14 protein-coding genes and 1 pseudogene are annotated in these 13,582 nt (G+C 47.2%); 8 read left to right on the top strand and 7 right to left on the bottom strand.

All coding sequences use genetic code 11. The features are described from left to right. Positions 1–38 precede the first annotated feature (38 nt). The 4 genes from F4X88_11990 to F4X88_11975 all read right to left on the bottom strand — a co-directional run bounded on the left by F4X88_11990 (position 39) and on the right by F4X88_11975 (position 4,029). On the bottom strand, positions 39–1,463 hold the full coding sequence (locus F4X88_11990; GenBank protein MYA57011.1) for a sulfatase-like hydrolase/transferase: 1,425 nt from the start codon (positions 1,461–1,463) through the stop codon (positions 39–41). A gap of 47 nt (positions 1,464–1,510) precedes the next feature. Continuing rightward, a complete protein-coding gene (locus F4X88_11985) occupies positions 1,511–2,308 on the bottom strand; it encodes a phytanoyl-CoA dioxygenase family protein (GenBank protein MYA57010.1) in 798 nt (265 codons plus the stop codon). A 90-nt stretch (positions 2,309–2,398) separates the two neighbouring features. After that, the gene (locus tag F4X88_11980; protein ID MYA57009.1) at positions 2,399–3,238 is read right to left on the bottom strand and encodes a phytanoyl-CoA dioxygenase family protein; all 840 of its coding nucleotides are present in this window, start codon (positions 3,236–3,238) and stop codon (positions 2,399–2,401) included. 17 nt (positions 3,239–3,255) lie between these two features. Then, positions 3,256–4,029 carry a class I SAM-dependent methyltransferase gene (locus F4X88_11975; protein ID MYA57008.1) on the bottom strand — a complete coding sequence of 258 codons (774 nt, stop codon included), beginning with the start codon at positions 4,027–4,029 and terminating at the stop codon, positions 3,256–3,258. 252 nt (positions 4,030–4,281) lie between these two features. Between F4X88_11975 and F4X88_11970 the strand changes: the two genes are divergently transcribed. From F4X88_11970 to F4X88_11945, 6 genes and pseudogenes are all read left to right on the top strand, one after another. Further along, a complete protein-coding gene (locus F4X88_11970; GenBank protein MYA57007.1) occupies positions 4,282–5,268 on the top strand; it encodes an NADP-dependent oxidoreductase in 987 nt (328 codons plus the stop codon). Positions 5,269–5,280: 12 nt separating this feature from the next. Next, on the top strand, positions 5,281–6,336 hold the full coding sequence (locus F4X88_11965) for a zinc-binding dehydrogenase (GenBank protein ID MYA57006.1): 1,056 nt from the start codon (positions 5,281–5,283) through the stop codon (positions 6,334–6,336). Next, positions 6,329–6,859, top strand: a complete 531-nt coding sequence (locus F4X88_11960) for a hypothetical protein (protein MYA57005.1) — start codon at positions 6,329–6,331, stop codon at positions 6,857–6,859. The genes F4X88_11965 and F4X88_11960 overlap by 8 nt, the downstream gene beginning before the upstream one ends. Positions 6,860–7,053: 194 nt before the next feature. After that, the gene (locus F4X88_11955; GenBank protein MYA57004.1) at positions 7,054–7,245 is read left to right on the top strand and encodes a hypothetical protein; all 192 of its coding nucleotides are present in this window, start codon (positions 7,054–7,056) and stop codon (positions 7,243–7,245) included. Then, positions 7,238–7,533: pseudogene (locus tag F4X88_11950) on the top strand (VRR-NUC domain-containing protein). Before F4X88_11955 ends, F4X88_11950 begins: the two are co-directional and overlap by 8 nt. 69 nt (positions 7,534–7,602) lie before the next feature. After that, positions 7,603–7,797, top strand: coding sequence for a hypothetical protein (locus tag F4X88_11945; GenBank protein MYA57003.1), 195 nt, complete (start codon positions 7,603–7,605; stop codon positions 7,795–7,797). Positions 7,798–8,372: 575 nt separating this feature from the next. Here F4X88_11945 and F4X88_11940 read toward each other — a convergent pair. After that, positions 8,373–9,269 carry a hypothetical protein gene (locus tag F4X88_11940; GenBank protein MYA57002.1) on the bottom strand — a complete coding sequence of 299 codons (897 nt, stop codon included), beginning with the start codon at positions 9,267–9,269 and terminating at the stop codon, positions 8,373–8,375. A 507-nt stretch (positions 9,270–9,776) separates the two neighbouring features. On the opposite strand from F4X88_11940, the gene F4X88_11935 reads away from it, so the two are divergent. Next, positions 9,777–10,013, top strand: a complete 237-nt coding sequence (locus F4X88_11935; GenBank protein ID MYA57001.1) for a hypothetical protein — start codon at positions 9,777–9,779, stop codon at positions 10,011–10,013. Between the two features lie 6 nt (positions 10,014–10,019). On the opposite strand, the gene F4X88_11930 is transcribed toward F4X88_11935, so the two are convergent. Continuing rightward, complete coding sequence (locus F4X88_11930; GenBank protein ID MYA57000.1) at positions 10,020–11,000, bottom strand: Gfo/Idh/MocA family oxidoreductase; 981 nt, start codon at positions 10,998–11,000, stop codon at positions 10,020–10,022. 17 nt (positions 11,001–11,017) lie between these two features. Continuing rightward, positions 11,018–11,773, bottom strand: coding sequence for a hypothetical protein (locus F4X88_11925; protein MYA56999.1), 756 nt, complete (start codon positions 11,771–11,773; stop codon positions 11,018–11,020). A gap of 269 nt (positions 11,774–12,042) precedes the next feature. On the opposite strand from F4X88_11925, the gene F4X88_11920 reads away from it, so the two are divergent. Next, positions 12,043–13,557: a glycoside hydrolase family 32 protein gene (locus tag F4X88_11920; protein ID MYA56998.1), complete on the top strand. Its 1,515-nt coding sequence runs from the start codon at positions 12,043–12,045 to the stop codon at positions 13,555–13,557. Positions 13,558–13,582 lie beyond the last annotated feature (25 nt).

The raw sequence follows: 13,582 nt of genomic DNA, 5'->3' as shown, positions 1-13,582 counted from the left end.
CTTTTAGACAGAAGAATCTAAATTTGCGTGGAGCGACTTTAATTGGATAACGTGATCGGGCGATATGGATCAATGAACCTGTTATGCTCATCCTTTCGGCGCGGGGGTGGTAATGCGTCGGCCTTCGCTCGCAGTTTTGAGAGCGCATCGGCGTAGGCGGGGGCATCGATTAAGTTGTTTCGTTCATCCGGATCCTTGGCGAGATCAAAAAGTTGTTCGGGCCATCCCTTATCGTTATTAAATTGGAAATACTTTAAATTCCCCTCTTTAACCATCACAGAGGGTCCGTTTTGGGCACGCCACAGTTCACTATAAACGGTATCATGCCAGTCGCTTGCATTTCCATCAATCAAGGGCAGGAACGAACGTCCATCGAGTTCATCCGGGGCGGGAATATCTACTAACTCGCATAGAGTCGGAAACAGATCGACCAACGAGACATTCTGTTCAATGATTTTCGGTTCTCGTCCGAACCGTTTCGGATACCAGATAGAGAGTGGCACCCGTGCCGAAGCCTCAAAGTAACTCTGTTTCTCCCACAGTCCTTTCGTGCCAAGCATTTCGCCGTGATCAGAGAGAAAAACAATGATAAAATCATCTAAGACGTTCAGATGTTCCAGTTTCTCAATGACACGCCCGAATTGTGCGTCCATCCATTCAATCATCCCGTAATACGCCGCGGTTGCCCGGTGCGCCTGACGGTAGGTGACATCTTCGCCAACTCGGACCCTGAAAAAATCGTCGTATCCAAACTGCTCGTTCGGCTCTTCAACGATCGGTTCCACCCGTTGCATGTAGTAGTTAAACAGATCCATCGGACACTGATACGGATAGTGTGGTGCGATGAGGCTTACCGCCATGCAGAGTGGATTGGATCTCGGACGGTCATAAGGCGCATCGACAAAATATTCATCAAGGAACAGCAGCGCACCGTCCACATTGTATTCGTCATTGAGCATCCAACGCCCTAAGCCGGGTTGTGCGTCTCGGACTTCCTGGATCACCTTGCTCTGCTTCGGACCCGTGCCGGGTTCCGATTCAGGGCGTGCGTAGTGTTCATCTTTAACAGGAGGGTAAGGATAACCATTTTTACCAATGATATCGCGTCCCACGCGTTCCTGCCAGCCGTGCATCACATCTGTCCCGACGAAGTGCATTTTGCCCGCGCAGCAGCTATAGTACCCGTAGTTTCCTAACTGTCCCGGTATTGTTCTGACCTCTGTCGGCATCGGATCCCCAAAGTTAAGACTTCCACAGTTTCGCGGATAGAGTCCTGAAAGAAAACTCTGTCGGGCAGGCACACAGATCGGCGAAGGCGTATAAGCATTGCGGAAGTAGACCCCTTCATCCATAAATCGAGAAAGTGTCGGGGTGCGGATAGCAGTGTCCCCTTCGATCGGCAACACATCGGGACGGTGTTCGTCATTGATAAGGAAGAGAATGTGTGGTTTATTTTGTGGCATGGCTACTTTGGGGTTACGGCATACGGAGTATGCCTACTACTTTAAATTTAATAAAGGGACATCAATCCCTCTGCACCGGGGATCGGCTTTTGCTCAAATTCGGGTGTGATCCAGCGGGCACCAGAAGGTTTTCCGGGATTCCGATAGGCGTAAACGACGCACCACCGCGTATCGCTATTCTCTTTTCTTGGGGACACAGCATGTGCCGCATGCGTCCACATCAACGCGACTGTACCGGGTGGTGCAGATAATGCCTCGATCTCCAGAGGTTCACCTGTTTCTGGATGTGTTTTTCCTGTTAGCCAACTTTCTCGCAGTTCCGCATCGGACTGGGCATGAATTCTTGCGTCGCGATACAAATGGCTTCCGGGAACAGCCTTCAAACCGCCGTCATCCGGTTCAAATCCGCTGACATAGAAGAAGATACGGACGAAACCCAAACTCGGATCGTCATCGGAGTATCCGTGGCTGTGCCACCCAATGCCACGATTGCCGCCCGGCCGATTGAGACTGACACAGTGATCGTATCGAATGTCTTCACCCAACACCTGCCGTGCGAGTTCAAGCATCTGTGGATGTGCAATCAGGCTTTCGAGATAACTGTCATATTCTGCAGAAAACCGGTTCGGCTCATGTCCTTCCTTCGACGTGCGCGAGCATTCAAGAATATACGACAGGGAGCGGGTCAAATTTTCCTGTGCCTCCGACGTGAGCACGCCAGGGAGGACGAAATGTCCATCGCTATCCAACGTTTTTCGTTCTTGTTCACCAAACGTGTAGGGGTGAAAAATCGGTCCTTGTGGCATGGCGCCCTCCTTTCGTTTGAAATTCCTCCACGTGAACATGACACAACCTAACAGGTTATGCTACGGTTGCATAATATACCATGAAATACCATTTCTTTCCAACCAAATTCTACTTATGTTGAAACCCATCTATTTCAATTCAGGTCCCGGATTCCGGTTCCATTTTAACGGTTCGATGTCGCCTTTACAGACTGGCGCGAGTTCGGCAATGCGTTCCCAATCTCCGTCCGACCAAGCCAGACTTTGCCGAAGTCTCCCGATATGTGCTTGCATTTTCGCAGGTAACAGCGCAAAAAATGGATGATACCAGAGTGTAATCACGGTCCGGCGTTTATTTGATTCGTTGCCATGCGAGGCGTGTAACAGCCGAGAGTCGCCGATAACCAGATCTCCCGCTTTCACCGGTATATCAATTTCGTCCGGAAAATGTTGATAGGCAGGGTGGTCAGCATCATCAACGCGCTGGAGCGCTGCCCCATGGGCATCGGGCAGTATATCATGCAGCGGATGCCGATTGAGATGCGAACCTTTAATCACACGGAGGCACCCGTTATGCGGCATAGTGTCAACCAGATAATACATGAGGAACAACTGTTGCGGCAATGCCGTGTAGCTGCACGGATCGTTCCAACCCCACCAGTCTTGATGCCAAAACAGGGGTGGACTCTGCGGTGGTTTACTGATGACATATCCCGACGACCATTTCGGTCTCAAGAAACCCAACGCTTCAAGAGCCTGTAATGTCTGAGGATAAACGACCAACTCAGCGAACAGTGAGTGCATATACACGCTAATCATGCTACCAGCGGAGCGATAGGCTGCGTGTTGATCTTCCGTTTGTGCATCCAGTAGTTCGTCGGTTACTGAGCGAAGTCGGTTAAGCATCTCTTCTTTCAAGACATCCTCAACGACACAATAGCCGTCAGCAATCAATTGATCGTATCTTTCTTTCGGTTTTTCAACGTTCATGTTTGCTCCTGTTGTTATCACTTTGTAGCCACTACAGAAAACCCATTATCTTTCTCTGGATGGAAGTCCTCCAGTCTACGTTTCTTGTAGAAATGGAAATCTGTGAATCCCGCTTCCACAAGACAGTTCTTGAGTGCGTCCGGTCGGAGGTGCTGATTAAAAAAGTTACACCGATAATGTTTCTGTGTCCTTAGATCTATTTTAAGCCAAGTACATCTTTCTCCCTGATCATCTTCGTTCCATTCTGCCTTTTGTAGGACAAACACATTCTCCTGAATCTCACTCCAATCCACCGTTGGGAATTGCTTCTTTCGCGTTGACGGATTTGAATGCACAAAGTAAACCCTACCCTTAGGTGCGAGTGCTGTGTGGATTCGCTTTAAGAGCGACACCAAACCTTCTTTGGATTGATAGAAAAACGAACCCTCAAAGAAAATAACAGAAAATTTCTCTTTAAAACGCATTTCGTTATAATCACCAAGAATAAATTCAATCTCTAAATTCTCGCGTTGTGTAATCTTTTTTGCCTCAGCAAGAAAGTTCGGTGACAGGTCCATGCCGATAACATGATATCCACGTCGTGAAAATTCACGTGTATAACTGCCCGTTCCACAGCCTGCCTCTAATATTTTGTCATCTTTAGATAGCGATAGTGCCTTTTCATAGAAAGGAAAATGCCTCTCTACGAACTCCGGTGGGTCAAAATTATAACTGGCAGGTCCAAGATACCATTCATCATATACTTCATGTCCGAAATCTGTTCTCATAAATTCGTTAGGGAGAACGTCCATCTTTTCCTCCTAAAATGAGCATCGAGTGGCACAAACTAACAATTTATGCTACAAGCCCCTTATTGAACTCAATCAAACCACATTCACAAACAGATGTCAAGCGAATTCTTTATCACTCCGATCTTGACTTTTTTCTCAAATATGCTATCATTGCATCTATGCTAATTAAATCAATGAAATCATCAAAGTTTACGGATTGGAAACCCTCTGCCTTTAGGCGGGGTACATTGACAAGCCAATTAGGAGAAGAAAATGCCAAACACTGTAAGCCGACAAATTCGCTTGAAGAACCGAATCGTCGGTATGCCCAAGGAAGATGATTTTGAAATCGTTGAGGCGACGCTCCCTGAACCCGCAGTAGGAGAGGTGTTAGTTGAAAACCTTTACACGTCCGTAGACCCGTATATGCGTGGGGGTATGCGGTCGGCTGAACTCGGTAAACCCTTAGAAGGTAGATGCGCCGGTCGGATAGTGGAATCCAATAGTGACCAGTTTCAAGCCGGAGATTATGTAACGGGTATGCAAGGGTGGAGAGACCACTACATCGCGTCTGCAGAGAGCGTGACCGCTGTCGATCTGACGGTTGCACCGCTCCAGTCGTTTTTAGGGGCTGTCGGTATGCCCGGACGCACCGCCTACTTCGGGTTTCTGGAGATAGGTCAGCCCAAAGCGGGAGAAACGGTTTTCGTCTCCGCAGCAGCAGGTGCCGTCGGTTCAATCGTATGCCAGATTGCCAAAATCAAAGGATGCCGAGTCGTTGCGAGTGCTGGTTCCGATCAGAAAGTCGCATGGCTATTGGAGACAGCCGGCGTTGACGCAGCATTTAACTATAAAAATGTCGATGACTTGGAGGCTGAACTCAGGAAACACGGTCCCGATGGACTTGACATCTACTTTGAAAATGTAGGCGGCAGACACCTACAAGCCGCGCTTGCAGTGATGAATATGCACGGACGGATCCCCCTGTGTGGTATGATCTCCCAATACAACGATGTTGAACCTACGCCAGGTCCGACAAACCTCAGTTCCGCTATCGGTAAACGAATTAGATTACAAGGGTTTATCGTCACCGACTTCATGGCACGCAATCCTGAATTTTACAGTGATATGCGGCAGTGGATAGCCGAAGGCAAGATACAGTGGGAAGAGACGATCGTGGAAGGATTAGAGAATGCACCCAAGGCGTTTATCGCGCTTTTCACAGGCGAAAAACTCGGGAAAATTATCGTCAAAGTATAAAGGAGTTTTAAAATGGCAACCAGAACATCACGAGCCACTGTGATGAGTGGCAAAGATTTTGAGATTCGAGAGTACCCGATCGTCGATCCTGCTCCGGGAACGGTGCTCGTGCGTCAGGAGTTAGGCGGTATTTGTGGGACCGACCTTCACAACTGGGAATTTCAACGTATCGACCACGACATTATCCTCGGACACGAGAACGTCGGTGTGATTGAGACTTTAGGGGAAGGGGTCGATACGGACTCCCTCGGCAACCCCGTTAAAGAGGGGGACAGGATCGCACTTTCCCCAAGTGGAGGACTCGGTTTCTCTCCGTCGGAGGAAGCACCGTATCTGCGTGGCGGTTTCAGTGAGTACATCTACCTCTCAAACCCGGCGACAAATATGTTTATTAAGACCGATCTACCACCGGAAATCGCTGTGCTCGCGGAGCCTGCTTCGTGTGCCGCACACTGTGTGTCACGCGGCAAAATCGAATTCGGAGACACCGTTGTCATTCAAGGCACTGGTCCCATTGGCCTGCTGGCACTTAATTGGGCACGGGTCTCTGGTGCCGGAAGACTGATTGTCGTCGGTGGACCTCCCGGAAGGCTTGAGATGGCAAAAAGATTGGGAGCAGACCTTACAATTGACATCGCTGAAGTGCCGGACCCAGAAGAGCGAAAGCGGATTGTCAGAGAAAACACACCCCAAGGCAACGGGGCAGATGTCGTCTATGAATGCACCGGTTTCCTCGCTGCTATTCCCGAAGGCTTGGACTATATCAGGCATAGCGGCACCTATGTAGTTTATGGACACTTTGTGGATGTTGGTTCTTTTGATTGTAATCCGAATCAGATGTTAATGCGTAAGAATCTACGATTGGAAGCTGGATGGGGATTTGAGAGGAAACATTTTATCCGCGCCATTCCGATGCTTGAGAAACACGCACACTTATTTGAAGGTTTTGTCAGCCACATTCTTCCGTTAGAGGATGTGTCCAAAGGTTTCGACGCGCTTCACGGCAGTTACCACTTAGACGGAAAGGACGCGATTAAGATCGCTGTCGAAGGTGGTGCTATTGGATAATTCGGGTTACAACCCTCCCCACAAGCTGCTGTATCTTGAATCGTGGGCGTGGCTGAAAACCGCGCACGATCGTTCTGATGCGTGGTATGAAAGATTGGTTATACTACCATTTATGCAACAACACACTGGGACGGCGGTGGATCGTGGACTTGATGACCGCTTGAGACAACCACATGAGTTGTCGGGTATCCTGAATCATGTCTTGGACGCTTTGCGGGTCTTGCTGGCGGATAACGCATTCAAAAAAACTGAGTCAACCCGCAATATGCTGGCAATGTATAAGGAACAGAATGACCACGTTGCACGCTTTTTGTTCGAGTGGTATGAATGCTGTGATGGTTCTTTTGTGCTTGAAGATGACCTTTACACGCACTACAAAGAAGACTGGTGTGATGATGAGGGTATCAAGCCGTTGAGTAAAGCAAAGTTTCGTGATGGTGTTGAGTTGTGGGGTCCAAAACGCAAAAGGTTGAATGAAAGTGGCAAGCGTTATTTTGCGTTTGTCGGCATGCAATCGTTGTAAGGTCATGCTCTGGTCACGAAAAGGTCACGTTTTTGGGATCTCGTGAACCCGCATGGTTATTGACTTGGTCACAAGGTCACAAGGTCACGGTTGCATAGTGGTTAATCTGAAAATGCATAGGGTGTGTTTTTTGTCAAAGTGGGATACACCCTATGTGACCTTTGTGACCCAAATCCGCAAAGGAGAAAAAGAAAATGATGGATCATGAATACAAAGAACAGATGCTTGAATCACAGCGAAATCAAGAGGAATACTTGAGACAGATCGCAGACCATTTGTGTCATTTACGTGCGAAATTGGCTGGGGATTTAGAAGGAGTGTTCGTCTCTCGCGAACCCAATGATAGTCCGTTGGAGGTCGTCGTTGTGGAGAAAAGAGATGACTGAAAATCAGTTTCAATCAGAAGTTATTGACATCGAAAAACAGATTGGCTGGCTGCTATACCATACCTATGATAGCCGCCGATGTGAGCCGGGGTTCCTTGATCTGGTGCTGGTGAGAGACCGAGTATTGTTCCGAGAGCTGAAGACGGAGAAACGATGGCTGGCGCAAGTGCAAAAAGATTGGGGTGAGGTACTGGAGTCGTCTGGGCGGATTATGCGGTGTGGAGACCTTCGGCAATGAGTGAAATTGTTCAAACACTGTCAACGTCAGCTGATCCGCGCTGGTGTTGACTATGCGGTGTGGCGACCGAGCAATATGAGAGAAAATTTCCAAAAATTGATGTAAAAAAGGAGTTTGTCATGTATAATTTAGAATTTAGAGAAGTTGAAGGTATCGATCAGCCAGTAGCGTTCCAAACGAATGAGTTCCGCACCGCTTGGGAGGACGATGATGACGCTGTGCGAAGGAACGGGTATACGCTCACCTTTCAATATAATAATCGTCCTTGGGTCATCAGAATACCTCGCACTCAAGACCCTCTGATAGGAATATAACGAGAAGAACCGAAGGAGATTCTCATGAAAAAGTTTTTTTCGTTGTGAGTTTGTGTTTTTTCCTACTGGTCATTAACGTTAGTGCTGAAATTACTTTTTTGCTGATTTTTGGCCGCGTTCTAATGAAGTACCCTGATAAAAGTGTCAATGATCCTTTAAACTATATTCCAGAAAACCCTTTCACTGTTTGGACTGTGGGGAGATTTGGGGAGGATATTTTAGGGAAAGGTGTTTTGAATGATGATAGAGGTAACCTCCCGTGGGATCGGCATGCTTTGATTCAGATTGCAGATGGTTGCAGGACATCAGGTTATACGCCGTTCCCGGGTGTTACTGACTTCAAAGATGGTATGATAACGTGAGTTTGATAAATACTTAAGGCAGACGCATTTTCTCTTAAAGTCCCCTTGATAAGGGGGATTTAGGGGGTTAATTCCGTAAAAATAGCGTCTTTTTTCCTGAATGGACGTTTATTTTAACTTCTCGGACTTTTTTTCAAACTGGCGTTATGATACAAATTGTCGTTTCTTTTGCAGTTGAACTTAGCGAAGGCTATTTACGTTAAGTTCAAAAACTTAAGGGAAGAAAGGTCTTGGAAAAGTGATATGGGGGCGTGTGAGATTGCGTAGTATCTTTACAAACAGCATCTTTCTTTCATTTCCTGCTACGTCTTTATAGGTGTAAGTATGCTTAATATTGACTTCCAATACATCGCTGTTTGCTTCAATATAGACGTATGTTGCAAATGGATGAGTACTTACTTCTTTTTCCCATGTGATGAATGGATCTTCCAGTTCATCAAAGAGTTCTTTTTTGGCAATATTACCTTCTTGATCTCGCCAGCCCACTGCAGGATCGATCACAAGGTTGTTTTCTTCAACAATTTTATCTACTTTTTTCCTGTATTCATCCCAAATTTCGTCGAGACGCTTTTCTCTGGGATCATCTTCCGGTAAGTCAGCGAGTTCCCACGCATCGACAAAAGGTATTTTTTCTTCTAAGAGATTGACTAAAACAATTTCGTTATTCATCACGAACCACTGAAGATAAAAATATTCTTTGTTAAAGATGACATCTTCTATCATGAGCTCACCTTCCCGCAAACGATAAACGCTCGTGGGTGTTCCCGCAGAAGTAATCATGCTTGTGTTGTTGATGAGTTTGCCGTCCCTTATCCGCCGTTTTTTACCAGGGTCTACTGGATCCCAACCGGGGGAGAGATAACTTCCGTCTGGTAGAAGAAAATCTCCATTGATCATCATTCCCAACAATACGCGCGATTCCAAAAAATTAGATCCAGATAATGCCTGTATCTGCACAGGTGGATTTGTGGGTGCAAGTGTGGGTGTTTCTTCGATAGCGATTTCAGAATCTTCGTTAAGAGTTTCAGAATCTTCGTTAAGAGGCTGTTCGCTTTCACTGCATCCAAAAGTAATAATGAGTAAGAGTATTAGAAAATATCTAAATTTCATGCTGCAGAAAAGGTGATGTATGGTTAATAATTACTTGCTAAATCAGCAGTATTTTGATATACTATTTATACTATAGTTTGGACAATTGTAGCATAGGCTGTTAGTTTCCTGTGCATCGCTATCTCTGATTTTTGTGAGAGTTCCTTGTAGAAACGCAACTCGGAGAAAAATAAACGCTAAAATCCGAGAGGGGCAGCCCCAGCGGGGCGACAGGTGTGTAGAACCCCTGTATCCCCCAAGGTCTCAGCCCCAGCGGGGCGACAGGTGTATCCTCTAAAAATTGTCCAAAGTTTAGTATTTATAGTCTATTGAGCTTATAGCTTATTGAGGATAGGGCGGTTTTGTAGCCCACCCCATATAGAAAGTACGCAAGAGAAAATCGAGTTTTGACGGTCTCGTAGCATCCCCTGCTAAAGGAGGCTTAGAAAGATTTAACATCTCTGACTTTGCGTGACTGTTACCTTTTTCTCTCCTTATGCTTTTAAGTTTACCTGTCTTCAGGGTTTATTGTCAATACAAAATTGGTATAAAACGGATATAAAAGTAAAAAAGACACAGATCATCATCAACCGACAGAAAGCCGCAGCGAACCGCAGATACAAAGGTCAGTTCCCAGAAGAACCAACAATCTCTATTCATACTGGAAGTGAGATAGACTACGCCTATGCTGTCCGTCTTGGTGCTGACTGGATACTCAAGCAAGACTATGCGAACAATCCGTGTTCTGGAACGCATATCCTGTAGCCCTGTTCAGGCACTCGCTTCTTCTTCGACATCTTTCAGATATACGCGCGCATTGTTCTGAAAGGCCGACCTGTGGACTGCCGCCTCAAACAGGAGCTCGTTCCATGCCGCTTCGCCATCTGCAGGGAAGGGTGTATCGGCATGCATTGCCTTGACCACACCATCAGCCATCCGTTTGAAAGATTCCGGCATCTCTGGACTGTCATCTTCGGCTTCCCAGACTTCCTCTATTTCCGAATTGTTCGCTTTTCGCAGGCAGTACGACCCCTCCAGGCCTTTTGCCTCCGCATAGAATTCATCGCCAAGAACCTTAACTCGCAGCGGGTGATCGTCGTAACCCCACAGATTTGTGCCGCTCAGGGAACCGATGACACCATTTTCCCAACCGATGTGGATTAAACGGCTCCAACCCCCGGCTTCATTCGGATCTCCGACAACACTTACCCATTCCGGTCTGCCGACCGTCCAGAGAATCTGATCAATGACATGGGACCAACAGTTGAAATGTGCACGGGCGTGTACCATCCGAATCTCACCCAATCGATTTTCGGCGACATCATCGTGTAGTTTACGGAAATGGTGCATAAATCGGTAGTTGAAATCGATCCCGAACTTAAGATGAGAGTCGCGCCATGTTGCAATAGCAGGTGCCGCGATTCGGAGATCCTCTTCACGCAACCGAGCTTGTCCTTCCAATCCACAGAGCGGTTTCTCTGTGAATATATTTCGTCCTGCTTCGAGCAGTTGCCGCAACGGTGGGATACGTCGCGTCTCATTGACAATGAGCAGAACGAGTTCCGCATCGCAATTTGCTAAGAGATCCTCAATCGTTGAATATCCGGGAACCCCGAATTGTTCCGCTGCCTTCGCAAGGAGTTCCGGGTCCATATCGCACACCGCGACCACTTCCGCGTCCGGATGGTTGTGGAAGTTTCCGCCGTGCATCAAACCCATACCTCTACCGCTAATAAGTGCACATTTTTGCATGACTAAATCCTTTCTGTTTACCAACCCTTCAATTTCAGGTCTCCCCACGTCGTTGTGAGTTTTCCCTCCGGTTGAACGGCAAGACCGTGTGGATCAAAATTTTCCGCGAAGATCTCTTCTTCGTGTTCAGGCGTAGCAACGATCACATTATCAACACCATAAATACCAAATTTCCAGCAATCAAAACTGATATTGCCTGACTTGTAAGTGTCGTCCTTGATTTCCCACGCAGCGACCTGTATCTTCTTTTTCTCAGTGACATCCCATATATGAATGGTCACCCGCTTTTCCTGCGTCATTAACGCTGCTTTGAGTATGAAATGGTCAGATGTCGCATTGTAATTAGACGACGCCGGACCCCCCTTCGCTGGAAAAGGTTGCCAAGCATTGACAGGTCCATCTTTATTCGTTGTTACTTTGACACTGTTGCGTCCCCACCAGCGCATCCAATAAGAACCATCCGGTGTCTGCCGGAGTGCGCCGCCACCATCACCCTGTCCACTCCATTCAATGATGAACCATTCGTAATAGATGATGACATCGCTGAAAACTGCAAAAGACCGGAGGCTCACGTAGTCCCCACCAGATTTCTTCTGGTTTAAATAGAGGATACCGTCTTTTGGGTAAACAAATTTGGGATGACCCGTTTGCCATTTAGAAGTTAAATCCAGTTCGCCTTCAAAATCTTCTTGTAACACAATTTCCGCTGTCGCATCAAACGTTCCAAAAATGAGTATCGTCAGAATTAAGGCATATCCAATTAGGTATGTCATGCTCTAAACTCCTCTGTTACGATCCATCAGAATTATTGAGACGAGACGAAATCCACTGACCCAAGTGATGTTAGAACCAATCAAGGCAGTATAACAGACAAAATAAAAAACCTCAAGGAAAAACGTCTCTATAGACACACTGAAATAGGTTTGATGTGTCCCGATTTCTGTTGCCACTTCTCTCCTAACATGCTATACTCTGATACCGCCTTCTACACTTGAAATAACGATCTTCTGAACAGCAAGTTTTCGAGGAGAACTCACAGCAAATGGAACCAGCACTTACAACTGACGACCTTCATAAACGCGTCGGGAATGCGCGCGAATTGCGAGAATATCTCTCAGCAGACCCCCACCGTCCACGCTATCATCTGCTCCCACCCGATGGATTTTTCAACGACGCAAACTGCACTATTTTCTGGAATGGGCGATACCACGTCTTTTATCTTGGGCGCATGCCAAATCCAAATTCAGATGAATGGCTGCCAGTCCTCGACCACTCCTCAAGCTGCGATCTGGTGCATTGGATACACCATCCACCGGCGATAAAACCTGCGGTTGATGGATCAATGCCGCGCGGCATATATAGCGGAGACGCTATTGAGAACGCGCCGATTCCGACCTTCATCTATCACGTCCCCAATCAAGGGACCTGCATCGCAACCAGTGAAGACGACGATTTGATTCACTGGAACCCTTCACCCGCAAACCCTGTCATTCCAATACCGGACGAACCGCAAGAATACCACGTGTTTGATCCGTGTGCATGGTATGAAAATGGCTTCTATTATGCACTCATCGGCAACAAAAACAGCCGACCGGGATACGAAGGCGACGCGACGAGTCTTTTCCGTTCGAACGACTGCATGCAGTGGGAATACCTCGGACCCTTCTACACGTCTTCGCGACGTTGGACAGATGAGGTTGAAGATTGCGCCTGTCCCGATTTCTTTCCGATCGGCGATAAATATATGCTCCTGATGCACGGGCATCGTCCTTACGGTATGGCACATTACTACCTCGGGCGTTACGAAGATGCACAGTTCTATCCTGAAACACACGGACGTATGAACTGGCAAGGTGGACAGCTTTCTGGTCCCGAAACGCTCCTTGACGATAAGGGACGCCGTATCTTTTTCGGTTGGATTCGCGAAGTTCGTCCATGGGAGAAATACGGCTGGGCTTCTGTGATGACGTTGCCGCGGATCCTATCGTTGAATGCAGACGGAGGTCTTTGTATCGAACCTGCTCCAGAACTCGAAAAACTCCGAACTCAGCATCACCAGGAAGAAACAACCCGACTCGATGCGGATACGGAGATTGGGATTGAAGATGTAAAGGGTGATTGTCTTGAAATACAGGTGGAAATTGAGCCGAGGGATGCTACAGAATTCGGTATAAAGGTTCGCTGTTCGCCTGATGGTGAGGAGGAAACCGCGATTGTATATTCGTCCGCCAACGGATTCCTTCAAATTGATCTCACGAAATCAACTTTGGATGACGACGTAAAATATCCGCGCCTGACACCACAAGATGAAGACGGCGGAGAACGCTATACACATTCACAGGAAGCACCGTTTAAACTGCTTGAAGCAGAATCCCTGAAACTCCATATCTTTTTAGATCGATCGGTGCTGGAAGTTTTCGCGAACAGTCGGTTATGCCTAACCCAGCGTATCTATCCCACCCGGGCTGACAGCCTCGGCATCTCAATTTTCGCGCACGGCGGCGAGGCAATTTTAAACAGTTTAGACGCATGGACGATGACCCCAACAGTAGGCTAATCGTTTTTTTACTATGGGTCCCTTG

The sequence above is a fragment of the Candidatus Poribacteria bacterium genome (assembly GCA_009839745.1).
GTDB lineage: Bacteria > Poribacteria > WGA-4E > WGA-4E > WGA-3G > WGA-3G.
Note: the sequence above shows the minus strand (reverse complement) of the source record. Positions and strands in the feature narration are given on the sequence as shown.